Raw genomic sequence first — 23,694 nt, forward strand, 5'->3', positions numbered from 1 at the left:
ATGGCAAAGGTCGAAATCTATACCAAGGCATTCTGCCCCTATTGCTCCCGTGCGATGCGGTTGCTCGCGTCGAAGGGCGTCGAGGCGCAGGAATATGACATCAGCATGGGTGGCCCGCAGCGGCAGGAGATGATCCAGCGCGCCAACGGCCGCACGACGGTGCCGCAGGTCTTCATCGACGGCAGGCATATCGGCGGGTCCGACGATCTCGCCGCGCTGGATGCCCGCGGGGGGCTCGATCCGCTGCTGACGGCGTGATGCCGGCATGAGGATCGCGCTGCTGCAGATGACGAGCGGGATCGACCCCGCCGTCAACGCCGCCGATCTGCGTCACGGCATCGCCGCTGCGGCGGCGAACGGCGCGGGCATGATCTTCGTGCCGGAAATGGCCGGGCTGATCGACCGCGATCGTACCCGCGCCGCCGCGGCGATCCATGCTGAGGCCGACGATGCCGTCCTCGCCACCGTGCGCGATGCGGCGGCGGCGGCGGGGATTTGGGTCCAGCTCGGGTCGCTCGCAGTGCGGCGCGCGGACGGACGGTTCGCCAACCGCAGCTTCGTCATCGATGCCAGCGGGGCGATCCGCGCCCGCTACGACAAATTGCATCTGTTCGACGTCGATTTGCCGACCGGCGAGAGCTGGCGTGAATCCGCCGCTTATGCCCCCGGCGACAGTGCGGTGGTGGCGGACACGCCGGCCGGCGCGCTCGGCCTGTCGATCTGTTACGACCTGCGCTTCCCGGCGCTCTATGCGGCGCTGGCGGAGGCGGGCGCGGCGCTGCTCGCCATTCCGGCCGCCTTCACGCGGCCGACCGGTGCGGCGCACTGGCATGCGCTGATGCGCGCGCGCGCCATCGAGAACGGCTGTTTCGTCATCGCCGCCGCGCAGGCGGGCGCGCATGAGGACGGCCGCAGCACCTATGGCCATTCGCTGGTCGTCGACCCGTGGGGCGAGGTGCTGCTCGACATGGGCACGGCGCGCGGGCTGGGTTTCGCCGAGATCGACGTGGCGCAGGTCGCCGAGGTGCGCGGCCGCATCCCGGTGCTGGCGCATCGTCGCGCCATTCCGCCGATCACGCGGGCATGATCGTCTTCGACCTGCGCTGCAACACGGGCCATGTTTTCGAGGCATGGTTCGCGTCGAGCACGGCCTATGCCGACCAGGCGGCGGCAGGGCAGGTCGCCTGTCCGTTCTGCGGCGACACCGCGATCGAAAAGGCGGTGATGGCGCCAAGCATTCCCGCCAAGGGCAACCGGCGTGGCGAGGCGCCGCCGCCCGCGCTGGTCAAGCAGGCGCTACACCAGCTGGCGGCGGCGCAGGCCAAGGCGCTGGAGGGGTCGCAATGGGTCGGCAATGCCTTCGCCAGCCGCGCGCGGGCGATGCATCAGGGCGAGGAAGACCATAAGCCGATCCATGGTCAGGCAAGCATCGCGGAGGCGAAGGCGCTGGTCGACGAAGGCGTGAAGGTCGCACCGCTGCCGCTGCCGGTGGTGCCGCCCGAAAAGACCAACTGAGGCCGGCGCGACGTGGCTAGACCGGCGCGGCGGCGGCCGGTATCATGGCGCTCGACGGCCCCGTAGCTCAGCAGGATAGAGCGCCAGATTCCTAATCTGTAGGTCGCGCGTTCGAATCGCGCCGGGGTCACCATCGTCTCGCGCGTGCCCGCGTCCGTCGCAGGCGAATCCCGCTGCGGTACAGCCGGTTAATTTTCCAGCAACACATTGGCTTGCCCTGGATCAGGATCGGGGTCATAGCTTTGCGGGCACGGCGGTCGGGTCTCCCCCCGGTGCTCCCGCCGTGCCACTGAAAGATCGCCGCAACAATCCGGTGCTAGGGCGCAGGTCAGGCTGACAGGATCATCGCCATGACGCGCGGCGCATTGCCGGGACCGAATTCGATTGCCACCACCCTCTCGGCCGCGCCGGTCGCGTGGCTGGGGTCGGGTGCGCGCCGATGAATCTGCGTCCGATCGGGTTCTGGCTCTATGTCGCGGCGGGTGTGGTGATGATCGTCGCATCGACGCTGGCGATGCCGTTCATGGCGTCGCGCACGCGCTGACGCCGCGTCGCGGAGACGATCCGCGGTAAATTACTCGAAATTTTGCGCAAGCGTAATGGCAGGCCGCTATCCTGTCGGGAGCATCGTCGGCCGGTCGCGGCGCGATGCTCCCGATGAAATGCCGTTTCGGGTCAGGCCTTCACGTGCTGCGAGATGTATTTGTTCATCTCGAACATGGTGACCTTGTCCCGGCCGAACACCTTCTGCAGCTTGTCGTCTGCGAGGATCTCGCGCTTGTTCTCAGGGTTCTGCAGGTTGTTGGACTTGATATATTCCCACACCTTGCTGATGACCTGGCTGCGCGGCAGCTTCTCGTTGCCGACGATCGCGCCGAGTTCGGGCGAGGGCTGCACGGGGGCGTGGATGCCGCCGGTTTTGGGTGGTGTCGTAGCCATCGCATTCCTTCCTGTCTGCGCCCGGTCCAGCCCGGACGCGCTTGAGTGTCACGCCTTTTTGAGCGCGGCCGCCTTGTGCGCCGCCTTTCCCCCGTTGTCACTCTTTACAATATATTGCGGCTCGTCCTCCGAGGCGCGGACGGTATGACCCTTGATCTGGGTGTCGCTCGTCTGTTTCTTCTCGACCTTGCCGTGGGTGGTGCCGCCGTGGCTTTTCCAGGTCACTTCGTCGCCTACCTTCACATCCGCCATCGTCCATCTCCTGCTGGCCCCCGCACGATGGAATCGCGCGGGGTGGCAAAGGGTTGCAGGGGCGGGACGGGGATCAGAACTTGAACCCGACCGCGGCGCCGTAGCGGCGCGGCTCGATCGTGAAAATGTTGGTGTAGAGGCCGGACGACTGGTCCGCCACGGCCTGGCCGGTGATCGCATCGTTGTCGGTCAGGTTCTGCACGAACGCACGCAGGTAGAAGCGGTCGTCGGGCGCGTTGACCTGAATCTGCGCATTGACTACCTCATAGCCCGGCACGCGGTCGACGTTGAGGTTGAACACGCTCGCCGAGAAATTGCCGGTATAGTTGAGGTCGGCGCGCGGCACGACTGTCCAGCCGCCGGCGAGATCGACGGTATATTGCGCGCCGATCGCCCATTTGTAGGTCGGCGCCTGGGGCAGCTTGTTGCCGTTCAGCCCGACCGGCACGCCATCGGTGACGGTGAACGGCAGTGCGCCGGTCGGCACACCGAACGCCGCGCGCAACGCCGCCGACGGCGATGCCGCGGAGGCGGCGAGCGCGGAGCAGATGCCGTACGCCCCGGTCGTGCCGGTCGCCGGGATCGCGGTCGGCGCGCGCAGCCCGATCGCGCCGTTGACCGCGCCGACATAGGCGTTCGCCGCTGCAGCGCCGCCCGCATTGGGGATGACGACGCAGTTGGACGCGTTGGTGATGTCCTTGATGATGACGGTGTCGCTGCGTCCGCCCGACGGCAGGCGCGGGTTGATGAGCGCCTTGTCGCCGGTAATCTCGGTCTTGAGGTAGCTCGCGTTCATGTTGACCACGAAGCGCGCGATCGGCGAGATGATCGCCTCCGCCTCGACGCCGTAGATGTTCGCATCGACATTGTCGTTCACTGCCGTGCGCGCGACGATGCGGCTCAGCTGCAACCCCTTGTACTTGTAGTAGAAGCCGGTGAGGTTGAGGCGCAGCGTGCCGTTGCCGAACGTGTTCTTCGAACCGATCTCGAACGCGTCGACCTTTTCCGGGGTGAAGGTCTGCGGTACCGAGAAGCTGGCGGCGACCGGCGGGTTGATGCCGCCCGATTTATAGCCGCGCGAATAGGACGCGTAGATCAGCTTGTCGTCGTCGATCTTGTAATCGAACACCGCGCGGCCGGTCAGCCGCCCGAACGCGACATCGCGCCGCGCATAATCCTGGATGCCTGCGGTAGTGGGGTCGAAATCGATTGCGGCGTAGTTCAGTCCGTTTTCGATGCCGCCCGCATTGTACGGCGTCAGCACGTTCAGCGTCAGGTTGCGCGCCTGCACTTCCTTTTCGTCGTGATTGTAGCGCAGCCCCAGCGTCAGCTTGGCCCGGTCGCTGAACGCGACATAGGTTTCGCCGAAGATACCGTAGGATTTGAGGCGGAAGCGCCGGGTGTCGTTGCGGTAGAAGGGTGGGCCGACGAAGGCGTTGCCGCCGACGCCGGGGATCGCCGCGGACGAGGCCGCGCCGAGGATGCCGGAGGCGTAATCGAGGCCGAAGGCGTTGACGAAATAGTCGTTGTCGCGGCTCAGGCTGTCCAGATAGATGCCGCCGAGCAGGAAGTTGAACGGGCCTTCGAAGTTGCTGTCGATATGCGCCTCGGCGGTGAATTGCCGGTTGCGGATCCGCGACCGGTCGAAATCGAGGCTCTGCGGGAAGCAGCCGATGCTGTTGCCGCCGAACACGCCGACGTTGCTCGGGTCGGCAGAGGACTGGCAGACGCCGCCGGCGGGGCCGTTGGGGATCAGCGTCTGGCGGACGCCGTTGAGGAACGGTGCCGCACCGCCGGGTCGCCCGACGGCGTTGAGGGCGGCCAGCCCCGGATTGGTGGCGAGCGATCCTTCGACCGCGAGGTTATAGTCGACCGTGCTGTCGACCGAATTGCGGGCATAGCCGCCGGTGAAATTGAAGCTCACCGGACCGAAATCGTGGAAGATCTTGGCGGTATATTGCTCTTCGTCGGCGAAATAGGTCGGGTTGTAGTCGATCCGCACGGTGCGCACGTCGGTCGGGTTGACCACGCCGGCATAGGGATCGGTGCCGTAGAGGCTCTGCAGCGCGAACGGCGCCAGCGCGGCATTGTTGACGCGGAAGAATTCGGTCGAGGTCAGCACCGCCGCCAGCGTCGACAGGCCGTTGGTCGTCTCGAACCCCTTGGTATCGGGCAAACAGCCGAGCACGCCGGTGGGATCGCGGTGGCACAATTGCTTCTGGATGCGGCTGCGATTGTCCTTTTCGCGGAAATAGTAACCGATCAGGTCGATGCGCGTGTCGGCGGACGGCTCCCACGACAGCGTGCCGCGGATCGAATAGAGGTCGCGGCCGTCGATCCGGCTGTTGTCGTAGGTGTTGAAGGTATAGCCGTCGCGCTTGAGGTAGGTGCCGGCGACGCGGATGCCGAGCGTGTCGCCGATCGGCAGATTGAACATGCCGCGCGCACGCTTCGAATCGAAATTGCCATATTCGAATTCGCCCGCGGCATGGACGCCGCTGAGGTCGGGTTTGGCGGTGATGAAGTTGACGACGCCCGACGTCGCGTTGCGGCCGAACAACGTCCCCTGCGGCCCGCGCAGCACCTCGACACGCTCGAGGTCGAAGAATTCGCTTTCGAACAGGCGAGTCGTCGACAGCGGCATGTCGTTGACGTGAATCGCGGTCGCCTGATCGCAGGTCGCGCCGACGCACAAGTCGCCGATGCCGCGGATCGTGAAGCTCGACGTCGTATAGCCGGTCTTGGTGAAGGTGACGTTGGGCAGTGTCTGCTGCAAGGCGATAGGGTTGACGATCTGCTGCTTTTCGAGATTCTGCGCGGTGAAGGCGCTGACCGCGATCGGCACGTCCTGCAGGCGCTGCGACTGGCGCTGGGCGGTGATGACGATGTCGCCGACGTTGCTGTCGGTCGCGGCGCCGGCGGGTGCGGAGGGCGCTTCCTGGCCGGGGCCGTTGGTGGGTGCCGTGTTCTGGGACGACGTGGTATCGGCCGTCTGTGCGGCGGCGGGAATCGCCGCCAGCATGACGAGGGCCGATGCCGCAAGCAGGTCGTACTTCTTCATGATGGCGTCCTCTCCCGGTCCCGCTCCTCCGGTCTGTCGCCGGTGATACGGAAGTTCCTGTTTTGGGTATGGCGAAACTAGCGTCGGAAATTTTCTCGCGTCAACCGAATTCTCCTACGCAAATGCGTAATGTCGGGCCGCGGCGTCAGGGTGGAACAGTTGCAGAATCGAACTTAAGGTCGGGTGCAATGCAGCGACGCGGTCGTATCGAAAGGCTTATCACATGATTGATCCCATCGCTTCGCCGGACGACGGCGACCTGATCGACACGGCCGCGGCAGGGACCGTGCCCGCGGACGTCGCCGAGGCGATCCGCACGCTGATCCGCTGGGCCGGCGACGATCCCACGCGCGAAGGACTGGTCGACACGCCGCGCCGCGTCGCCAAGGCGTGGAAGGAATATTGCGCGGGCTATGGCGACGATCCCGCCAGGCACCTCGAACGCGTGTTCGAGGAGGTCGGCGGCTATGACGAGATCGTGCTGCTCAAGGACATTCCGTTCCAGTCGCATTGCGAGCACCATATGGCGCCGATCATCGGCAAGGCGCACATCGCCTATCTGCCGAAGGACCATGTCGTCGGGATCAGCAAGCTCGCCCGTGTCCTCCACGGCTTCGCGCGCCGGTTGCAGGTGCAGGAGCGGCTGACCGCCGAAGTCGCCGACTGCATCTGGGACAATCTCAAGCCGCAGGGCGTCGCGGTGGTGATCGAGGCGAGCCATGCCTGCATGACCGCGCGCGGCGTCCGCACGCCCGGCGTGTCGATGGTGACCAGCCGGATGATGGGCGTGTTCCGCGAGGACGACCGCAGCCGCAAGGAAGTGCTGGCACTGATGGGATGCTGATGCCGGGAACGATCCTGGTCACCGGTGGCGCGAAGCGGCTGGGGGCGGCGATCGCGCGCGCCATCGCGGCGGCGGGCGCGCGCGTCGTGATCCACTACGGTCGGTCGGCGGCGGAGGCGGAGGCGCTGGCCGCGGAACTGGGCGGCGCGACCGTGCAGGGCGACCTTGCCGATACGGCGGGCGCCGCGGCGCTGTTCGCGCGGGCGCGGGCCGCCGCGGGCGGTCCGATCGCCGGGCTCGTCAACAGCGCTTCGATGTTCGAGTATGACCGGCCCGAATCGATCGATCCGGCGCTGGCGGCGCGTCTGCATGCGGTCAATGCGGTGACGCCCGCGCTGCTCGCCGCCGCGCTGGCGGCGCAGGACGACGTGGACGATGGCGCGGTGGTGGTCAACCTGCTCGACCAGAAGCTCGCCAATCCCAATCCGGATTTCTTCAGCTATTCGCTCAGCAAATATGCGCTGGCCGGCGCGACCGAGATGCTGGCGCAGGCGCTCGCCCCCCGGGTGCGCGTCAACGCCGTGGCGCCCGGCATCACCCTGCCGAGCGGCGACCAGAGCGAGGCCGAATTCGCCGCGGTCGCGCGCGACAATCTGCTCCGCCGCCCGGTCGGCGCAGCGAACGTCGCCGAAGCGGTGGTCTATCTGCTCGGCGCGCGGAGCGTCACGGGACAGACTTTGTATGTGGATGGCGGCCAGCGTTTCGTAAAGCGCGACGGCGACGTGATGTTCGAGAAGCGCGATGGCTGAATATACCATCATCCTCGAAGGGCTGGAGGTCGCGATGCGGCTCGGCATCCACCCGCACGAAGCCGTCCCGCAGCGCGTCCGCCTGTCGGTGTGGATGACGGTCGACTATGCCGCGCCGCCGGGCGCCGACCGGATCGAGGAGGTGCTCGATTACGACTTCGTCCGCGACGGCATCCGCGCGCTGGTCGAGGGGCCGGGCTTTGCGTTGCAGGAAACGCTGGTCGATGCGGTCGCCGCGCTCTGCCTCGCCGACCGTCGCGTCCGCGCGGTGCGGGTCCGGTCGATGAAGCCGGACGTCTATCCCGATGCCGCGGTGGGGTGCGAGATCGTGCGGGAGCGCAAGGCCGGGTGAGCGGCGGATCGGATCGCGGCGCCACCGGCCGGGACCGATAGCGCCGGTCCGGTCGAATCCTTATGGGCGCAGGAATCCCCGCCGGACGATGGCGTCCGCGGGGCGGGGGTGATTCGGTGATGCGCGGGATGATGACGGCAGCGATGTGCGGGCTGATGCCGCTGCTGTCCGGTTGCGGGGGCGGGGGAGCGGGCGACGATGTCGTGGCGGTGACGCCCGCGCCCCCGTCGACATCGGCACCAACACCCACACCGACGACGGCAGCGCCGCAGCCCGGCGCGACGCCGACGACTCGCTGGACGCCGCGCGTATCGGACACGTGGCAATGGCAGTTGAGCAGTACGATCGACGCGCGCCACGACGTCGCAATCTATGACGTCGACCTGTTCGATACGCCGCGTGCGACCGTGGCGGCGCTGCATGCGCAAGGACGACGGGTGCTGTGCTATTTCTCCGCCGGCAGTGCGGAAAACTGGCGGCCCGATTATGCCCGGTTCGCCGCTGCCGATCTCGGCAATCCGCTCGACGGCTGGGCGGGCGAACGCTGGCTCGACATCCGCCGCGCCACTGTGCGGAGCATCATGGCCGCGCGTCTGGTCGAGGCGGCCGGCAAGGGCTGCGACGGCGTCGAACCGGACAATGTCGACGGCTTCGAAACCGACAACCGGTCCGGCCTGTCGTTCACCGCGAGCGACCAGCTCGACTTCAACCGCTTCCTCGCGACCGAGGCGCATCGGCTCAATCTGGCGATCGCGCTGAAGAACGATCTGGCGCAGATCCCGGCGCTGGTCGGCGAGTTCGATCTGGCGGTCAACGAGCAGTGCCACGAATATGACGAATGCGGCGTCTATCGGGTGTTCGTCGCGGCGGGCAAGCCGGTGCTCAACGCCGAATATCGTGCCGGCTACCGGTCCAACGCCAGCGGTGAGCGGGACCGGCTGTGCATCGCCGCGCGGAGCGAGGGGTTGCGTACCCTCGTCCTGCCGGTCGCGCTCGACGGCAGCTTCCGCTTCGCCTGCGACTGATCAGCAAGGCCGGCGGAGCGGGGCGAGGGCGCCGCTCCGCCGGATGCATTTTACGCCCGGTTCGCCGCGCTGAGGACGGCGCGGACGCTGGCGGTGGCGATGTCGGTGTCGAGGCCGACGCCGAACACGGTGCGGCCGTCCGCGGTGCGGCATTCGACATAGGCGGCGGCCTGCGCATCGGCGCCATGGCCGATCGCATGTTCGCTGTAGTCGACGACGTCGAGGTCGGGTCCGGTTTCGCCCAGCGCGGCAATGACGCCGGAGATCAGGCCGTTGCCGCGACCGGAAATCGAACGTTCGACTCCGTCGACCGCGACGCGGCCGACGAACAGGCGCGCCCCGGCGCTCCCGGTTTCCTCATAGTCGCGCAGCACGAACCGGTCGCCGTCGCGCGGCAGATAGGTCGCTTCGAACCGGCCCCAGATGTCGGCGGCGCCGAGTTCGCGGCTGGTCTCGTCGGCGAGCGCCTGGACGTGACGGCTGAAATCGGCCTGCAGGCGCTTGGGCAGCTTCAGCCCCTTGTCCTGTTCGATCACCCAGGCGACGCCGCCCTTGCCCGACTGCGAGTTGACGCGGATCACCGCTTCGTAGCTGCGGCCGAGGTCGGCCGGGTCGATCGGCAGATAGGGGACTTCCCACAGGGCGTCGTTGCGTGCCGCCTGCGCGGCGAAGCCCTTCTTGATCGCATCCTGATGGCTGCCGGAAAAGGCGGTGAAGACCAGATCGCCGGCATAAGGCGTGCGCGGGTGGACGGGGATGTTGGTGCAATAGTCGACCGTCTTCACGATGGCGTCGATGTCCGACAGGTCGAGATTGGGCGATACGCCCTGCGTGTACATGTTGAGCGCGACGGTCACGAGGTCGCAATTGCCGGTGCGCTCGCCGTTGCCGAGCAGGCAGCCCTCGACCCGGTCGGCACCCGCCATCAGTCCCAGTTCGGCGGCGGCGACGCCGGTGCCGCGATCGTTGTGGGTGTGGAGCGAGATCACGACGCACTCGCGGTTGGGGATGTTGCGCGCGAACCATTCGATCTGGTCGGCATAGACGTTCGGCGTCGCGCATTCGACCGTCGCGGGGAGGTTGAAGATGATCGGGCGGTCCGCCGTCGGCCGCAGCACGTCCATCACCGCGGCGCAGACCTCGACCGAGAAATCGAGTTCGGCGGTCGAGAAGGTTTCGGGGCTGTATTCGAAGTGCCAGTCGGTGTCCGGGCGCTTGCCGGCTTCGTCGCGCAGCACCTTGGCGCCCTCGACCGCGATCCGCTTCACCTCGTCGCGGGTCATGCCGAACACGATCTTGCGCCATGCCGGCGAAACGGCGTTGTAGAGGTGGACGATGCCCTGCTTCGCGCCGTCGAGCGAGGCGAAGGTCGTCTCGATCAGGTCGCGGCGCGACTGGGTCAGCACCTGCACGAACACGTCGTCGGGAATGCGGCCGGTCTTCACCAGCCCGCTGATGAAGTCGAATTCGGTCGCGCCGGCGGAGGGGAAGCCGACCTCGATCTCCTTGAGGCCGGTCTTGACCAGCAGGTCGAAGAAGCGGGTCTTCTTTTCCGCATCCATCGGGTCGATCAGCGCCTGATTGCCGTCGCGCAGGTCGGTCGACAGCCAGCGCGGCGCGCGCGTGATGACGTTCGACGGCCAGCGCCGGTCGGGTAGATCGATGGTGGGGAAGGGGCGGTATTTGGTCGATGGATCGCGGAGCATGTGTCGGTCCCGTCTTGGCGCCGCGGACCATCGGGTCATACGCGGCGGGGGTGGCGCTGAAGCGTTATCCGGCCCTTAGGGAAGCGTGCACGAGCAATCGCCGCCCTAAGGGCGGATAAGTCGAAGCAGGGTGCAGGCGCGGTCCATAGGAGCGGGTTCATGGCCGAGCCGGTCCGGCTTGTCTACCCCCGGGCGGTGGCATGGCGGCGCGTGCGCCATGGCCGTGGTGACCAATGGTTAACCCGGCCGCGGTATCGGCAGCAGGGACGGTCGTTCGTCCCCTTAACCTGTGTTGGGAACGACTTACGATGCGGCAACTCGTCTATATCAGCAGCATGCGGCGTCAGGCGGACGTCGATCCGGCCACGATCCTTGCCCAGTCGCGCCGCAACAATGCCGCCGCGGGGATCACCGGATTGCTGTTTTTCGACGGCAAGCGGTTCCTGCAGGCGCTGGAGGGCGAGGAGGCGGCGGTCGACGCGACCTTCGCACGCATCCAGCAGGACGAACGGCATCACGCGCTCGTGCTGCTGTCGAACCGCGATATCGCGGCGCGCGAGTTCGGCGTCTGGGCGATGGCCTATAAGGCGCCGGGCGAAGAGGATGCCCCGGCGCTCGATCGCGTCGCGCATCTGACGGCGAACGCCGATCCGGCGGTGCGCGCCACGTTCGAGGGATTCGCCAAGGTCCGACGCGCGGCGTGATGCCGCGCGCCGGCGGGGATCATTGTGCGGCGAAGGCGGCGTTGATGTCGAGCTTCACCGAATCGGCGACGACCGGCGTCGCATAGCCGAGGCCGAAGTCGCTGCGCTTGATCGTCGCGGTGCCGCGGAAGCCGAAGTTGACCTTCTTGCTCATCGGATTGGTGCCGGCGCCGACGAAGGTCGCGTCGATCGTGACCGGCTTGGTCTGGTCCTTGATCGTCAGGTTGCCGGTGATCTTCGCGGTGTTGCCTCTGGCGACGACGCCGGTCGAGACGAAGCGCGCGGTCGGATAGGTCGCGGCGTCGAAAAAGTCCTTCGACTTCAGATGGCCGGCGAACTGCGCCGAGGTGACCGACAGCTGGTCGATCGCGAAGGTGACGTCGAGCTTGGTCGCGGCGGGCTTGGCGGGGTCGATCGTCAGCGTGCCGTCCTGCGCGCCGAACTGGCCGCTGAGCATGCTGAAGCCCATGTGATTGAGCGTCCACGTCACCTGCGTATGCGCGGTATCGACCTTGTAGGTGCCGGCAGTGACCGGTGCCTTGGTCTGCGTGCCGGGCAGGCCGGTCTGGGCGATGGCGGGGACCGCCGCGGCGGCGATGAGGGCGGCGAGGATGAGGCGCATGGTGGAAGCTCCGAAGGATTGTTTCGGAGGTTTAACCATGGCTTGGCGCGCGGAGGAAGCACTAAAGCCGAAACGGATCGTTCGAGGCGGACATCGCCCGGGACGGCGCGGTCCGGCGTGCGGTGTCGCCCTCCGATGGGAGGGCGACACGCGGACGGATTAGTTCTTGTCCTTGTCGACCAGCTTGTTGGCGCCGATCCACGGCATCATCGCGCGCAGTTCGGTGCCGACCTTCTCGATCGGGTGGGCGGCAGCCTGCTTGCGGCTCGCCTTGAGCTCGGGCTGGCCGGCGCGGTTGTCGAGGACGAAGTTCTTGACGAAGCGGCCCGACTGAATGTCGGCGAGGACGCGCTTCATCTCGGCCTTGGTCTCGTCGGTGATGATCCGCGGGCCGGTGACGATGTCGCCATATTCGGCGGTGTTGCTGATCGAATAGCGCATGTTGGCGATGCCGCCCTCATAGAGCAGGTCGACGATCAGCTTGGTTTCGTGGAGGCATTCGAAATAGGCCATTTCCGGCGCGTAGCCAGCCTCGGTCAGCGTCTCGAAGCCCGCCTGGATCAGGTGGGTGATGCCGCCGCAGAGCACGGCCTGCTCGCCAAACAGGTCGGTTTCGCATTCCTCGCGGAAGTTCGTCTCGATGATGCCCGAACGGCCGCCGCCGACGCCGCTGGCATAGGCGAGCGCGACGTCATGCGCATTGCCGCTGGCGTCCTGATGGATCGCGATCAGGCAGGGGACGCCGCCACCGCGGACGTATTCGCTGCGCACGGTGTGGCCGGGGCCCTTGGGCGCGATCATGATGACGTCGATGTCCTGCGGCGGCTCGATCAGGCCGAAATGCACGTTGAGGCCGTGCGCGAAGGCGAGCGCGGCGCCGGGCTTCATGTTGCCCTTGAGATCCGCGTCCCAGATCGCCGCCTGATGCTCGTCAGGGGCGAGGATCATGACGATGTCGGCCCATTGCGCCGCTTCCTTGTTCGACAGCACCTTGAAGCCGGCGTCGATCGCCTTCTTCGCGGTCGCCGAGCCTTCGCGCAGCGCGATCGCCACGTCCTTGACGCCGCTGTCGCGCAGGTTCTGCGCATGGGCGTGACCCTGCGACCCATAACCGACGATCGCAATCTTCTTGTCGGTGATGAGATTCAGATCGGCGTCGCGATCGTAATAGACCTTCATGTCATGTCCCTTTGCTTGTCTGCCTCTCCCGGGGGAGAGAATACGAAGGCTTGGCAGCTCGGCTGCCCAGCCGGAGTTGGTGAGGGCAGGGGCGTTCGTTGGCTGCCCTCACCCTTCCGGCGCGTCGCGCCGAGGATGTACTACGCCGCTTCCTTGCCGCGGCTGATGGCGACGATTCCGGTGCGGGCGACCTCGATCAGGCCGACCTCGCCCATCAGTTCGACGAACTTGTCGATCTTCTCGATCGAGCCGGTCACCTCGAACACGAAGCTGCTGGTCGTCGCATCGACGACGCGGGCGCGGTAGACGTCGGCGAGGCGCAGCGCCTCGATTCGGTGGTCGCCGGTTCCGCGGACCTTGATGAGCGCCAGTTCGCGCTCGACGTGCGCGCCCTGCGCGGTCAGGTCGGTGACCTTGTGGACCGGCACGAGGCGATCGAGCTGCGCCATGATCTGTTCCATCGTCGCCGGCGAGGCGCTGGTAACGATGGTGATGCGGCTGACCGATTTGTCCGCGGTGATCTCCGACACCGTCAGGCTCTCGATATTATAGCCGCGCGCGGTGAACAGGCCGGCGATCCGGGCGAGGATGCCCGGTTCGTTGTCGACGATCACCGCCAGCGTATGGCGTTCGGAAGCTTCGGTCTTGATGTGCATGTTCGTCTCTCGCTCCCCTCCCTTGCGGGGAGGGGTCGGGGGTGGGTGCCGTCTGGGGATGTACGGCCGGGCGGGTGCCATCGGCACCGTATCGCGAGCACGCCATCCACCCCCAGCCCCTCCCGCAAGGGAGGGGGCAGGTTCGGTCAGACCAGCGCCTTGGCCTCGTCGTCCATCGTGCCCGACACTTCGTTGGCCTGCAGGATCATGTCGGTGTGCGCCGCACCCGACGGGATCATCGGGAAGCAGTTCGCCAGCTTGGCGACGCGGCAGTCGACGATCACCGGGCCGTCGTGGTCGAGCATCGCAGCGATGCCGTCGTCGAGTTCGCCCATCGTGTCGATGCGGATGCCCTTCCAGCCATAGGCCTCGCCCAGCCGGACGAAGTCGGGCAGCGAGTCCGAATAGCTTTCGGCATAGCGGCTCTCATAGGTCAGCTCCTGCCACTGGCGGACCATCCCCATATATTCGTTGTTGAGGATGAAGATCTTGACCGGCAGCCGGTATTGCGTCGCGGTCGCCAGCTCCTGGATGTTCATCTGGATGCTGGCTTCGCCGGCGATGTCGATGACCAGCGCCTTCGGGTTGCCGAGCTGCGCGCCGATCGCAGCCGGCAGGCCATAGCCCATCGTGCCGAGGCCTCCGCTGGTCAGCCACTTGTTGGGCTTTTCGAAGCCGAAATGCTGCGCGGCCCACATCTGGTGCTGGCCGACCTCGGTCGTGATGATCGGATCGCGGGCATGCGTCGCCTCCCACAGCGCCCGGATCGCGCGCTGCGGCATGATCGCCTCGCCATTTTCCGGGAAGTCGAGGCTCTTGACCGCGCGCCAGCCCTGGATGCGGTTCCACCAGTCGCGCGTATCCGGCTTGGGATGCTGGCGCGATTTCCAGATGCGGACCATGTCCTCCATCGCATGGCCGGCATCGGCGATGATCGCGAGGTCGACGCGGACGTTCTTGTTCACGCTCGACCGGTCGATATCGATATGGACCTTGCGGCTGTTCGGGCTGAACGCGTCGAGCCGACCGGTGACGCGGTCGTCGAAGCGGCTGCCGATCGCGACGACCAGATCGGCCTGGTTCATCGCCATGTTCGCCTCATAGGTCCCGTGCATGCCGAGCATGCCGAGGAACTGGTCGGACGAGGCGGGGAAACAGCCGAGGCCCATCAGCGTCGAGGTGACGGGCGCACCGGTGATCCGCGCCAGTTCGCGCAGCAGTTGCGACGCCGCCGGCCCCGCATTGATGATGCCGCCGCCAGTGTAGAGGATCGGGCGTTCGGCCGCGGCGAGCATGTCGACGACCTGCTCGATCTGCGTCTGCGGCGCCTTCACCTGCGGGCGATAGGTCTTGTGCTGGATCGGGCCGGGCCGGGTGTAGCGCGCGGTCGCGACCTGCACGTCCTTGGGGATATCGACGACGACCGGACCGGGGCGGCCCGAGGTCGCGATATGGAACGCCTCATGGATCGTGTCGCCCAGCTTCGCCGGGTCCTTGACCAGATAATTGTGCTTCGAACAGTGGCGCGTGATGCCGACCGTGTCGGCCTCCTGGAACGCGTCGGTGCCGATCAGCGCGGTCGGGACCTGCCCGGTGATGACGACCATCGGGATCGAATCCATCAGCGCGTCGGTGATGCCGGTGACCGCATTGGTCGCGCCGGGGCCGGAGGTGACGAGCACGACGCCGGGCTTGCCGGTCGAGCGGGCATAGCCCTCCGCCGCATGCGTCGCCGCCTGTTCGTGGCGGACGAGGATATGCTTCAGCCGTCCCGACCGGAACATCGCGTCGTAGATCGGCAAGACCGCCCCACCGGGGTAGCCGAACACGACCTCCACGCCGAGATCGCACAGCGCCTCGACCAGGATGTCTGCTCCGCTCTTTTCGCCCACGGTTCGTCTCCACTCATGTTGCACGGGGTTGATGGCAGGGGCGGGTAGACGTGCCGCACCGCGGGGTCAACCCTGTTCTTGTAACAAACTTGCTATCGAGGCGTATAATTGGACTGAATCTGTCGTCCTTGTCCAATCGGGCGGCGGTTGGTTGCGGAACCATGTGTACTGCCGCTTGGCATAGCGGCGCGTGTCCAACTGCACCTGCGCAAGGGCGTCCGCGCGGGAGCAGGCGTCCGACAGCATCGCGGCGATCGGGGGGACGCCGATCGCGCGGCGGATCGGCGCGTCGGCGGCGATGTCGTCGCGCGCGAGCAGGGCCTCCACCTCCTCCACCGCGCCGCCGGCGAACATCGCTTCGCAGCGCGCGTCGATGCGGGCGAACAGCGTGTCGCGGTCGGGGAGCAGGATGGTCGGGGCGAGCGCGATGGCGTCGCCGATCCCGCCGACGCGCGCCTGTTGCCATGCGCCGAGCGGACGACCGGTGGAGCGCACGACCTCGAGCGCGCGGGCGACCCGCGTCGTGTCGGCGGGGGCGAGGCGGCCGGCGGCCTCCGGGTCCTCGATCGCGAGGCAGCGGTGTGCCTCGGCGACGGGGAGCGCCCGCACCGTAGCGCGGACGTCGGTGTCGATCGCGGGGACGGGGGCGATGCCGTCGAGCAAGGTGCGCAGGTAGAGGCCGGTTCCGCCGACGAGGATCGGCAGCCGGCCCGCCTCATGGGCCGCGGCGATGGCATCGCGTGCCTCGGTGGCCCAGCGCGCGGCGGAATAGCCGGCGTCGGCGGCGTCGACATGGCCGAACAGGCGGTGCGGCGCCTGCGCCTCCTCCGCCGCGTCCGGGCGCGCCGTCAGGATGCGGAGATCGGCATAGACCTGGCTGGCGTCGGCGTTGACGACGATGCCGTCATGGGCCCGTGCCAGTGCGATCGCCGCGGCGGACTTGCCGCTGGCGGTCGGCCCTGCGATGAGCGCCACCGGCAATTTTGGCCCCGGTTTCGGGTGGGAGGCAGCGATGTTCACGGCGACGCTCATAGGCGATGCACTTGCCGCAGGCGATATCCCGGCGGCGGTCGATCGGCTGGCGGCGGCCGGCTGCGCACCGGGCACGGGCGCGTGGCTGGAGGAGGGCGTCGCCGCCGACCTGCCGTTCGCCGCCGATCCCGCCGCGGCGCGGATCGCGCTGGAGGGGGTGTTCGCGGCGGTCGACGTGGTGGTCCAGCCGACCGCGACGCGGCGCAAGGCGCTGATCGTCGCCGATATGGATTCGACGATGATTACTGTCGAATGCATCGACGAACTGGCCGATTATGCCGGGATCAAGGCCGAGGTCGCGGCGGTGACGGAGGCGGCGATGCGTGGCGAACTCGATTTCGAGGGCGCGCTGGATGGGCGCGTCGCGCTGCTGGAAGGGTTGAGCGAGAGCGTCATCGCGCAATGCCTCGCCGAGCGGGTGCAAATCATGCCGGGCGCCAGGGCGCTGGTGCGGACGATGCGTGCGCATGGCGCGGAGGCGGTGCTGGTGTCGGGCGGCTTTACCCGTTTCGCCGAACCGGTGGCGGCGGAGATCGGCTTCGACCGGGCGATCGCCAACGTGCTGCTGATCGCGGACGGCCGGCTGACCGGCAAGGTCGCCAAGCCGATCGTCGGCTCGGCGACGAAGGAGGAGACGCTGCTCGCCGCGATCGATCGCCGCGGGATCGATCCGGCGGTGTCGCTGGCGGTCGGCGACGGCGCGAACGATCTGGCGATGATCCGGCGTGCCGGGCTGGGCGTGGCCTATCACGCCAAGCCGATCGTCGCGGCCGCGGCCGGTGCGCGGATCGATCACGGCGATCTGTCGGCGCTGTTATATGCGCAGGGGTACAGCCGCTCGGAATGGGTGGACTAGGGCCAATCGACATTCAGCCCTGACGGCCTGCAAACGGCGGTTTCGCGTGCTTCCGGTGGTCACGTACCGTCAGTACGCTGCGTTCCGGGTCACGCAAAACCACCGTTTTCGGCACGTCATCTTCTGTCGATCGGCCCTAACGGTCGGCGCCTGACCTCACCCTGCGCCGGCAGCGCCATCTCTCCCTCTCCCGATAGGAAAGGGAGATAAGCGCGCGGGCGTTATGGCGCGACCACGACGCACGACACGCCCGACGCGGTACATGCCTTTTGCGCCGCCGCCTTCGATGCGAATCCGCCCGCCTGCAGTCGGATGACGTTGCCCGCTTTGGCATAGACGGGCTGCGCGTTGCCGAGCTTGGCGCGGACGCGCGACCATTGCGTCTGGGCGTTCGCCTGCGTGCTGAAGGCGCCGAGCTGGATCTTCCATGCGCCGCCGGTCGCGGCGGGGGCGGGCTTTGCCGGGGTCGGCCGTGCCGGGGCGGGGCGCGATTCGTGTGCGGCGATACGATCGTTGACCGGGCGGTCGGGGGAGGGCGCCGGCACGCGCTCGGGTCCGCCGCGGGGCGGCAGCTTGACGGGGCGCGGCTGCGCGGCAGGGATGGTCGCGACCGGGCGGCGCGGAGCGGTGGACTCGATCGCCATCATGCCGCCGCGGCTGCCCTGCGCGGGTGCATTGCGCAGATCGGCGGCGTAACGCCGGGTGAGCGCGGTGCCGCGCTCGCGGTCGGCGGGGGTGATATACTGGTCCATCTGCGCGAGCGTTTCCGACGCGGACTTCAGCCCCGCCTGCGACGCCAGCGTCATCAGTGCATAGGCGCGGGGATAGTCGCGGGCGACGCCGTCGCCGTTGAACAGCATCGTGCCGAGCACCAGCTGGCCGCGCGGTTCGCCGCGCTGCACCGACTTTTCCAGCCACGCCGCGGCTTCGGATTTGCGACCCGCCTGAAACAGCGCGAGGCCGTAATTGTCCTCGGCCTGCTGGTGCCCCTGTAACGCGGCCTTGCGGAACCAGCTTTCCGCCAGCGCCGGGTCGAGCGGCACGCCGCGGCCGAGCTTGTACGCCTGCCCGAGGTTGAACTGCGCATCGGCATCGCCCGCCACCGCGGGACCGCGCCACTGGGTCACCGCCGCGTTGAAGTCGCCGCGCCCCCAGGCATCGACGCCCGCCTTGACGTTCTGCGCCGCCGCCGGCGCCCCTCCGGCGAGGCTCGCGGCGAGCATGGCGCCCGCGATCCAACCCGTATTCCGCATGCCTGTCACCCTTTTGACCGTCCCGGCCGCATCATGCCCCGGCTGTCCCCGCAGGCAAAGCGCGATCGCACGATAGCCCCCATTAACCGGTTCTTAGCGCCGGTCTGGCAGGTCTGCGTCCGGAAATAGCGATAATTTTTAAAGGGGGCCTATGCGCGTTCTCGCGATGGCATCGCAAAAGGGTGGATCGGGCAAGACGACCTTGTCCGGGCATCTGGCCGTGCAGGCGCAGCTGGCGGGGCATGGCCCGGTCGTGCTGATCGACATCGACCCGCAGGGCAGCCTGTCGGAATGGTGGAACGAGCGCACGGCGGAATATCCCGCGTTCGCGCAGACCACCGTCGCGCGCTTGCAGGCCGATCTGGAGGTGCTGCGTCAGCAGGGCTTCAAGCTGGCGATGATCGACACGCCGCCCGCGATCACCATGGCAATCCAGAGCGTCATCAACGTGTCCGAACTGGTCGTCGTGCCGACCCGCCCCAGCCCGCACGACCTGCGCGCGGTCGGCGCCACCGTCGACCTGTGCGATCGCGCCGGCAAGCCGCTGATCTTCGTCGTCAATGCGGCGACGCCCAAGGCGCGGATCACGTCCGACGCCGCGGTCGCGCTGTCGCAGCACGGCACCGTTGCGCCGATCACCGTCCACCAGCGCACCGATTTCGCCGCGTCGATGATCGACGGCCGCACGGTGATGGAGGTCGATCCGAACGGCAAGTCGGCGGGCGAGATCGCGCAATTGTGGACCTATGTCGCCGACCGGCTGGAGAAGAACTTCCGCCGCACCGTGTTCAGCGTGCCGACCGTGTCCGGCGGCCCAGGCTTCGGCCAGCGTCCTGCGGCGAGCGGCTTCGGCCGTCGCGTGGTGGGAGGGTGAGCATGTTCGGATCGTCCAAGCCGATGGCATCGCTGTCGTCGGGCCTGCTCGCCCGCAAGGGACAGGCGCGGCCGGCGATGCGCAGCCAGGGGTTCGGCGGCTTCGGCGGCGGCCAAGCGACCGACGATCTCGGCTGGAACGACATGGGGACCAGCGAGGCACCTGCGCCAGTCGCGGCACCTGCGCCGGTCGCGGCGCCCGTGGTCGCGGCACCGGTCGTGTCGACCGGCCCGGTGTCGGCCGGTCCGGTGCCGACCGTGCTCGTCCAGCGCGAATTGCTCGCCGCACAGATCGGATCGCCCGAAGCGACCAAATCGGTGTCCGTCGCCACCGCGACGCGCATCCGGCGCGAGACGCAGCATGGCGGCAAGGCGGCCTTCACATTGCGGGTCGATGCCGACCGGCACCTCCGGTTGCGGCTCGCCTCCGCGATCACGAACCGCTCCGCGCAGGACCTGGTGACCGAGGCGCTGGACGCGCTGCTCGGCGCCGTACCGGAGGTGGAGGCGCTCGTCGCGCAACTGCCGCCGGCCAAGGCCGCCCGGTAACCGACCGAGATCTGGGGAAACACCCGATGACACCACGTCTGATCCTGACCTTTGGCATGTCCGCGCTGGTGCTCGGCGGCACGATGGTCGGCTGCACCGGTTCGACCGGCCGCATCGCCTCGGCGAGCGACCGCAACGACGCGCAGGCGGCGAAGGCCGCGGCGCGCAACGCCGACAAGGCGGCGCGCGCGCTTGCCAGGCGCGACGTCGCCACCGCCGTGCGCTTCGCGGAGGATGCGGTGGCGCTGGCGCCGCGCGACGCGGGCTATCGCATGCTGCTCGGGCAAAGCTATCTGCAGGCGGGGCGTTTCCCGTCGGCGCGCGACACGTTCGCGGACGTCGTCCAGCTGTATCCGGCGAACGGCAAGGCGGCGCTCAACCTCGCGCTGACGCAGGTCGCCACCGGCGACTGGGCGGCGGCGCAGGCGAGACTGCACGCCAATGCGGCGGCGATTCCGGTCGGCGACCTCGGCCTCGCGACCGCGCTCGCCGGCAATCCCGCAGCCGCGATCGAAATCCTCAACGCCGCGGCGCGCGCGCCGGGGGCGAACGCCAAGATCCGGCAGAATCTCGCGCTCAGCTATGCGCTGGCCGGGCAGTGGAACATGGCGCGGGTCGCGGCGGCGGCGGATCTGTCGGCCGCCGACCTCGACGCCCGGCTGGAACAATGGGCGTCGTTCGCACAGCCGCGGGGGGCGTCCGATCAGGTCGCCGCGCTGCTCGGCGTGACCCCGGTCGCCGACGGCGGCCGTCCGGTCGCGCTCGCGCTCAACGCCGCGGTGCCGGTGACGCCGGTGCAGGAGGCGCCGGTGCAGGTTGCCGCCGCCGCGCCGGCGCCTGCCGAAACGGCCGAGGCCCAGTTCGCCAAGCTGTCGCTCGCCAGGGTGACGTTCGGACCGCGGAGCGAAATGGCGCAGCCGTTGCCCGCGCCGCTGATCCGCGCCGACTCCGCACCGACCCGCGTCGCGCTGGCGACCCCGGCCTCGTCCGCCCGGGTCGTGCAGATGGTGCCGGCCGCCAAGCCGTTCGTCCGCGCGCGTGCCGCGGCCGGCGGCGACTGGTTCGTCCAGATCGGCGCCTTCCGCAACGCCGCGGTCGCACGGTCCGGATGGGACAGCGCGACGCGCCGCTTCGCCATCCTGTCGGGTCATCAGCCGACCGGCACGACGGTCGCGGCGGCGCAGGGGGCGCTCTACCGCCTGTCGGTCGGGGGTTTCACCCGCGATGCGGCGGACCAGATGTGCCGCGCCTATCGCGCCAAGGGCGGCGCCTGCTTCGTCCGCCGCGAGGCCGGCGACCGCATGGCGCAATGGCTGCGCACCCCGGTGCAGCTGGCCTCGCGCTAGGCGATTTCCCGGCCCGCCTTCCACAGCCGCAGCACGCGGCCCTGGACGGGCAGGCCGTCGAACGGGGTGTTGCCCTCCGACCCGACGAAGGCAGTGCCGTCGATCTGCCATGGCGTGTCGGCGTCGAACAGCATCAGGTCGGCGGGCTTGCCTGCCTCCAGCGTGCCGGTGTCGAGCCCGAGCACCCGCGCGGGGTTGGCGGACAGCATCGCCAGCAGCCGTTCGAGCGGCAGCAGGCCGTCGCGCACCAGCATCAGCCCCAGCGGCAGCAACGTCTCCGCTCCCGCCATGCCCGCCGCCGAATCGGCGAAGGGCAGGCGCTTCTCCTCCGGTCCGTGCGGATCGTGGCCCGAGGCGAGCACGTCGATCGTTCCGTCCTTCACCGCCGCCAGCGCCGCCTGCCGGTCGCCCTCGCTGCGCAGCGGCGGCGAGAGATGGGCGTAGGTGCGAAAATCGCTCATCGCGATGTCGGACAGGTGGAGGTGCGCGGGCGTGATGGCGCAGGTAACGCGCACGCCGCGCCGTTTGGCGGCGCGGATCAGGTCGAAGGCGGCGGCGGTGGTCGCCTGACGGATATGCAGCCGCGCGCCGCTCTCCTCCGCCAGCATCAGGTCGCGCGCCACCGCCAGCGCCTCCGCCACCGCCGGCGCGGAGGGCAGGCCGAGCCGCGTCGCCGTCTCGCCATCGGTGGTCACCGCGCCCGCGGTGAGGCCGCCGTCCTCGGCATGCGCGACGACCGCGATGTCGAGGTCGCGGGCGTAGGCGAGCACGCGCAGCATCACGCCGCTGTCGGCGATCCAGTGCCGCCCGGTGCCGACCGCGCGTGCGCCGGCGGAGGCGCAGACCGCCATTTCGGCCATGTCTCGGCCCTCGAGGCCGCGCGTCGCCGCGGCGATCGGGTGGATCCACAGGTCGGGCTTGCCGATCAGCGCGGCGCGCTGGACGATGCCGGGATCGTCGAGCACGCGGTTGCCGTCGGGCATCAGCGCGACGCGGACGATGCCGCCGGCGCGGAAGGCGGCGCGATCGATCCGGAAGACGCCGAGGTCGACGATGCCTGGCGCGAGCGTCCGGCCGCCGCAGTCGACGGTCGTCGCGTCGGCCGGCATCTCGAACGTCCCCGATGCGAGAATCGCGCCGTCGCGGACCAGCAGTCCGCCGGGCGTGACGCCGGCGACCGGGCAGGCGAGGCGGGCGTTCAGGAAGGCGATCGTGCTCATGCCCAGCCCTCCACGCCGCGTGCCCGGCGGGTGAGGACATCCAGACACGCCATCCGCACCGCCACGCCCATCTCCACCTGTTCCGTGATCGCCGATTGCGGCCCGTCGGCGACGGCCGAATCGATTTCCACCCCGCGGTTCATCGGGCCGGGGTGCATGACCAGTGCATCCGGCAGCTTCGCCAGCCGCTCCGGCGTCAGGCCGTAGCGCATCCGGTATTCGCGGCTGGACGGGATGTAGCCGCCCGCCATCCGCTCGTTCTGGACCCGCAGCATCATGACGACGTCGGCACCGGCCAGCGCCGCGTCGAAATCGGTGAACGGCGTCACCCCCATCCGCTCGATCGCGGCGGGCATCAGCGTCGACGGTGCGCAGACCCGCACCTCCGCCGCGAGCGCGGTCAGCGCGAGGATGTTCGATCGCGCGACGCGGCTGTGCAGCACGTCGCCGCAGATCACGACGCGCTGCCCGGCGATGCTGCCGCGGCGGCGGCGGATCGTCAGCGCATCGAGCAGCGCCTGCGTCGGATGTTCGTGGCGCCCGTCGCCGGCGTTGAGCACCGGGCAATCGACCTTGTCCGCGATCAGCCGCACCGCGCCCGACGACATATGGCGGATCACGATCACGTCGGCGCGCATCGCGTTCAGCGTCTGCGCGGTGTCGATCAGCGTCTCGCCCTTCTTCACGCTCGACGTCGCGGCATGCATGTTGACGACGTCCGCGCCGAGCCGCTTGCCGGCGATCTCGAAGCTCAGCAGCGTGCGCGTGCTGTTTTCGAAGAAGGCGTTGATCTGCGTCAGGCCGGCGAGGCGCTTGTCCGGCGCGGCGTGGCTGCGGTTGGCGCCGACCCACGTCTCCGCCTCGTCGAGCAGGAACGCGATCTCATGCGGCTGAAGCCCGTCGATGCCGGTCAAATGCCGGTGCGGGAAGACGGCGCCCCCCTCGATCAGGGCGGCGGGGCGGTGGTCCGAGCGTTGCATTAGGCGCGCCGGGTAGCGCCCGGACGGGGCGGGGGCAAGCGGGGGACGGCCGGCGATGCGGCGGGCAACATGGACAACATGAACACCTT

At 68.5% G+C, this 23,694-nt stretch carries 24 protein-coding genes and 1 tRNA gene; 13 read left to right on the forward strand and 12 right to left on the reverse strand.

The genetic code is table 11. From position 1 onward, the window contains the following. From grxC to AC1RTO_RS03315, 4 genes are all read left to right on the forward strand, one after another. The gene (gene grxC / locus AC1RTO_RS03300; protein ID WP_293877957.1) at window positions 1-258 is read left to right on the forward strand and encodes a glutaredoxin 3; all 258 of its coding nucleotides are present in this window, start codon (window positions 1-3) and stop codon (window positions 256-258) included. 7 nt (window positions 259-265) lie between these two features. Beyond that, on the forward strand, window positions 266-1,087 hold the full coding sequence (locus AC1RTO_RS03305; RefSeq protein WP_493159492.1) for a carbon-nitrogen hydrolase family protein: 822 nt from the start codon (window positions 266-268) through the stop codon (window positions 1,085-1,087). After that, complete coding sequence (locus AC1RTO_RS03310) at window positions 1,084-1,515, forward strand: DUF1178 family protein (protein WP_493159493.1); 432 nt, start codon at window positions 1,084-1,086, stop codon at window positions 1,513-1,515. The genes AC1RTO_RS03305 and AC1RTO_RS03310 overlap by 4 nt, the downstream gene beginning before the upstream one ends. A gap of 56 nt (window positions 1,516-1,571) precedes the next feature. Then, window positions 1,572-1,648, forward strand: a tRNA-Arg gene (locus AC1RTO_RS03315). 542 nt (window positions 1,649-2,190) lie between these two features. On the opposite strand, the gene AC1RTO_RS03320 is transcribed toward AC1RTO_RS03315, so the two are convergent. From AC1RTO_RS03320 to AC1RTO_RS03330, 3 genes are all read right to left on the reverse strand, one after another. After that, window positions 2,191-2,454: an SWIB/MDM2 domain-containing protein gene (locus AC1RTO_RS03320; RefSeq protein WP_493159494.1), complete on the reverse strand. Its 264-nt coding sequence runs from the start codon at window positions 2,452-2,454 to the stop codon at window positions 2,191-2,193. A gap of 48 nt (window positions 2,455-2,502) precedes the next feature. Next, entirely contained in the window at window positions 2,503-2,706 is a 204-nt protein-coding gene (locus AC1RTO_RS03325; RefSeq protein WP_493159495.1) for a hypervirulence associated TUDOR domain-containing protein, read from the reverse strand. A 73-nt stretch (window positions 2,707-2,779) separates the two neighbouring features. Continuing rightward, window positions 2,780-5,767 carry a TonB-dependent receptor gene (locus tag AC1RTO_RS03330; protein ID WP_493159496.1) on the reverse strand — a complete coding sequence of 996 codons (2,988 nt, stop codon included), beginning with the start codon at window positions 5,765-5,767 and terminating at the stop codon, window positions 2,780-2,782. A 223-nt stretch (window positions 5,768-5,990) separates the two neighbouring features. Here AC1RTO_RS03330 and folE point away from each other — a divergent pair, with 223 nt between their 5' ends. The 4 genes from folE (at window position 5,991) to AC1RTO_RS03350 (ending at window position 8,737) form a co-directional block, all read left to right on the forward strand. Further along, the gene (gene folE / locus AC1RTO_RS03335) at window positions 5,991-6,611 is read left to right on the forward strand and encodes a GTP cyclohydrolase I FolE (RefSeq protein ID WP_493159497.1); all 621 of its coding nucleotides are present in this window, start codon (window positions 5,991-5,993) and stop codon (window positions 6,609-6,611) included. Beyond that, window positions 6,611-7,360 carry an SDR family oxidoreductase gene (locus tag AC1RTO_RS03340; protein ID WP_493159498.1) on the forward strand — a complete coding sequence of 250 codons (750 nt, stop codon included), beginning with the start codon at window positions 6,611-6,613 and terminating at the stop codon, window positions 7,358-7,360. Before folE ends, AC1RTO_RS03340 begins: the two co-directional genes overlap by 1 nt. Next, complete coding sequence (locus tag AC1RTO_RS03345) at window positions 7,353-7,712, forward strand: dihydroneopterin aldolase (RefSeq protein WP_493159499.1); 360 nt, start codon at window positions 7,353-7,355, stop codon at window positions 7,710-7,712. The genes AC1RTO_RS03340 and AC1RTO_RS03345 overlap by 8 nt, the downstream gene beginning before the upstream one ends. 119 nt (window positions 7,713-7,831) lie before the next feature. After that, window positions 7,832-8,737: an endo alpha-1,4 polygalactosaminidase gene (locus AC1RTO_RS03350; protein WP_493159500.1), complete on the forward strand. Its 906-nt coding sequence runs from the start codon at window positions 7,832-7,834 to the stop codon at window positions 8,735-8,737. Between the two features lie 50 nt (window positions 8,738-8,787). Here the strand turns inward: AC1RTO_RS03350 and leuA are convergent, their stop codons facing one another. Then, a complete protein-coding gene (gene leuA, locus AC1RTO_RS03355) occupies window positions 8,788-10,443 on the reverse strand; it encodes a 2-isopropylmalate synthase (protein ID WP_493159501.1) in 1,656 nt (551 codons plus the stop codon). Window positions 10,444-10,751: 308 nt separating this feature from the next. Between leuA and AC1RTO_RS03360 the strand changes: the two genes are divergently transcribed. Continuing rightward, on the forward strand, window positions 10,752-11,147 hold the full coding sequence (locus tag AC1RTO_RS03360) for a BLUF domain-containing protein (RefSeq protein WP_493159502.1): 396 nt from the start codon (window positions 10,752-10,754) through the stop codon (window positions 11,145-11,147). A gap of 19 nt (window positions 11,148-11,166) precedes the next feature. On the opposite strand, the gene AC1RTO_RS03365 is transcribed toward AC1RTO_RS03360, so the two are convergent. The 5 genes from AC1RTO_RS03365 to miaA form a co-directional block, all read right to left on the reverse strand. Further along, a complete protein-coding gene (locus AC1RTO_RS03365; RefSeq protein ID WP_493159503.1) occupies window positions 11,167-11,769 on the reverse strand; it encodes a YceI family protein in 603 nt (200 codons plus the stop codon). Window positions 11,770-11,928: 159 nt separating this feature from the next. Then, window positions 11,929-12,948, reverse strand: coding sequence for a ketol-acid reductoisomerase (gene ilvC, locus AC1RTO_RS03370; protein ID WP_163958189.1), 1,020 nt, complete (start codon window positions 12,946-12,948; stop codon window positions 11,929-11,931). A gap of 140 nt (window positions 12,949-13,088) precedes the next feature. Continuing rightward, the gene (ilvN, locus tag AC1RTO_RS03375; RefSeq protein ID WP_293877987.1) at window positions 13,089-13,604 is read right to left on the reverse strand and encodes an acetolactate synthase small subunit; all 516 of its coding nucleotides are present in this window, start codon (window positions 13,602-13,604) and stop codon (window positions 13,089-13,091) included. A gap of 146 nt (window positions 13,605-13,750) precedes the next feature. After that, entirely contained in the window at window positions 13,751-15,496 is a 1,746-nt protein-coding gene (locus AC1RTO_RS03380) for an acetolactate synthase 3 large subunit (protein ID WP_493159504.1), read from the reverse strand. 66 nt (window positions 15,497-15,562) lie between these two features. Next, window positions 15,563-16,528: a tRNA (adenosine(37)-N6)-dimethylallyltransferase MiaA gene (gene miaA, locus AC1RTO_RS03385; RefSeq protein WP_493159505.1), complete on the reverse strand. Its 966-nt coding sequence runs from the start codon at window positions 16,526-16,528 to the stop codon at window positions 15,563-15,565. On the opposite strand from miaA, the gene serB reads away from it, so the two are divergent. Further along, the gene (gene serB / locus AC1RTO_RS03390) at window positions 16,509-17,384 is read left to right on the forward strand and encodes a phosphoserine phosphatase SerB (protein WP_493159506.1); all 876 of its coding nucleotides are present in this window, start codon (window positions 16,509-16,511) and stop codon (window positions 17,382-17,384) included. The genes miaA and serB overlap by 20 nt on opposite strands. A gap of 221 nt (window positions 17,385-17,605) precedes the next feature. On the opposite strand, the gene AC1RTO_RS03395 is transcribed toward serB, so the two are convergent. Then, window positions 17,606-18,637, reverse strand: coding sequence for an SPOR domain-containing protein (locus AC1RTO_RS03395; protein ID WP_493159507.1), 1,032 nt, complete (start codon window positions 18,635-18,637; stop codon window positions 17,606-17,608). Between the two features lie 151 nt (window positions 18,638-18,788). Between AC1RTO_RS03395 and AC1RTO_RS03400 the strand changes: the two genes are divergently transcribed. The 3 genes from AC1RTO_RS03400 to AC1RTO_RS03410 are packed head-to-tail and all read left to right on the forward strand — an operon-like array spanning window position 18,789 to window position 21,405. Further along, a complete protein-coding gene (locus tag AC1RTO_RS03400) occupies window positions 18,789-19,511 on the forward strand; it encodes an AAA family ATPase (RefSeq protein ID WP_493159508.1) in 723 nt (240 codons plus the stop codon). A gap of 2 nt (window positions 19,512-19,513) precedes the next feature. Beyond that, entirely contained in the window at window positions 19,514-20,059 is a 546-nt protein-coding gene (locus tag AC1RTO_RS03405) for a hypothetical protein (protein WP_493159509.1), read from the forward strand. A 26-nt stretch (window positions 20,060-20,085) separates the two neighbouring features. Next, window positions 20,086-21,405, forward strand: coding sequence for an SPOR domain-containing protein (locus tag AC1RTO_RS03410; RefSeq protein ID WP_493159510.1), 1,320 nt, complete (start codon window positions 20,086-20,088; stop codon window positions 21,403-21,405). Here the strand turns inward: AC1RTO_RS03410 and AC1RTO_RS03415 are convergent. Further along, the gene (locus AC1RTO_RS03415; RefSeq protein ID WP_493159511.1) at window positions 21,402-22,625 is read right to left on the reverse strand and encodes a dihydroorotase; all 1,224 of its coding nucleotides are present in this window, start codon (window positions 22,623-22,625) and stop codon (window positions 21,402-21,404) included. The two genes, AC1RTO_RS03410 and AC1RTO_RS03415, sit on opposite strands and share 4 nt — an antisense overlap. Next, window positions 22,622-23,605 (reverse strand): aspartate carbamoyltransferase catalytic subunit, encoded by a 984-nt coding sequence (locus tag AC1RTO_RS03420; protein ID WP_493159512.1) that lies wholly within the window; start codon window positions 23,603-23,605, stop codon window positions 22,622-22,624. The genes AC1RTO_RS03415 and AC1RTO_RS03420 overlap by 4 nt, the downstream gene beginning before the upstream one ends. Between the last annotated feature and the right edge of the window lie 89 nt (window positions 23,606-23,694).

It is taken from the genome of Sphingomonas sp. GW821-FHT10F09, from assembly GCF_058809195.1.

Bases quoted from the DNA above. Each gene is read 5' to 3' on its own strand.
- leuA (WP_493159501.1), bottom strand. From the start codon at position 10,443: ATGCTCCGCGATCCATCGACCAAATACCGCCCCTTCCCCACCATCGAT.
- AC1RTO_RS03415 (WP_493159511.1), bottom strand. From the start codon at position 22,625: ATGAGCACGATCGCCTTCCTGAACGCCCGCCTCGCCTGCCCGGTCGCC.
- AC1RTO_RS03395 (WP_493159507.1), bottom strand. From the start codon at position 18,637: ATGCGGAATACGGGTTGGATCGCGGGCGCCATGCTCGCCGCGAGCCTC.
- miaA (WP_493159505.1), bottom strand. From the start codon at position 16,528: ATGAGCGTCGCCGTGAACATCGCTGCCTCCCACCCGAAACCGGGGCCA.
- grxC (WP_293877957.1), top strand. From the start codon at position 1: ATGGCAAAGGTCGAAATCTATACCAAGGCATTCTGCCCCTATTGCTCC.
- AC1RTO_RS03340 (WP_493159498.1), top strand. From the start codon at position 6,611: ATGCCGGGAACGATCCTGGTCACCGGTGGCGCGAAGCGGCTGGGGGCG.
- ilvC (WP_163958189.1), bottom strand. From the start codon at position 12,948: ATGAAGGTCTATTACGATCGCGACGCCGATCTGAATCTCATCACCGAC.
- AC1RTO_RS03420 (WP_493159512.1), bottom strand. From the start codon at position 23,605: ATGCAACGCTCGGACCACCGCCCCGCCGCCCTGATCGAGGGGGGCGCC.
- folE (WP_493159497.1), top strand. From the start codon at position 5,991: ATGATTGATCCCATCGCTTCGCCGGACGACGGCGACCTGATCGACACG.
- AC1RTO_RS03410 (WP_493159510.1), top strand. From the start codon at position 20,086: ATGACACCACGTCTGATCCTGACCTTTGGCATGTCCGCGCTGGTGCTC.
- serB (WP_493159506.1), top strand. From the start codon at position 16,509: ATGTTCACGGCGACGCTCATAGGCGATGCACTTGCCGCAGGCGATATC.
- AC1RTO_RS03345 (WP_493159499.1), top strand. From the start codon at position 7,353: ATGGCTGAATATACCATCATCCTCGAAGGGCTGGAGGTCGCGATGCGG.
- AC1RTO_RS03400 (WP_493159508.1), top strand. From the start codon at position 18,789: ATGCGCGTTCTCGCGATGGCATCGCAAAAGGGTGGATCGGGCAAGACG.
- AC1RTO_RS03305 (WP_493159492.1), top strand. From the start codon at position 266: ATGAGGATCGCGCTGCTGCAGATGACGAGCGGGATCGACCCCGCCGTC.
- AC1RTO_RS03365 (WP_493159503.1), bottom strand. From the start codon at position 11,769: ATGCGCCTCATCCTCGCCGCCCTCATCGCCGCCGCGGCGGTCCCCGCC.
- AC1RTO_RS03360 (WP_493159502.1), top strand. From the start codon at position 10,752: ATGCGGCAACTCGTCTATATCAGCAGCATGCGGCGTCAGGCGGACGTC.
- AC1RTO_RS03325 (WP_493159495.1), bottom strand. From the start codon at position 2,706: ATGGCGGATGTGAAGGTAGGCGACGAAGTGACCTGGAAAAGCCACGGC.
- AC1RTO_RS03320 (WP_493159494.1), bottom strand. From the start codon at position 2,454: ATGGCTACGACACCACCCAAAACCGGCGGCATCCACGCCCCCGTGCAG.
- ilvN (WP_293877987.1), bottom strand. From the start codon at position 13,604: ATGCACATCAAGACCGAAGCTTCCGAACGCCATACGCTGGCGGTGATC.
- AC1RTO_RS03405 (WP_493159509.1), top strand. From the start codon at position 19,514: ATGTTCGGATCGTCCAAGCCGATGGCATCGCTGTCGTCGGGCCTGCTC.
- AC1RTO_RS03330 (WP_493159496.1), bottom strand. From the start codon at position 5,767: ATGAAGAAGTACGACCTGCTTGCGGCATCGGCCCTCGTCATGCTGGCG.
- AC1RTO_RS03310 (WP_493159493.1), top strand. From the start codon at position 1,084: ATGATCGTCTTCGACCTGCGCTGCAACACGGGCCATGTTTTCGAGGCA.
- AC1RTO_RS03350 (WP_493159500.1), top strand. From the start codon at position 7,832: ATGCGCGGGATGATGACGGCAGCGATGTGCGGGCTGATGCCGCTGCTG.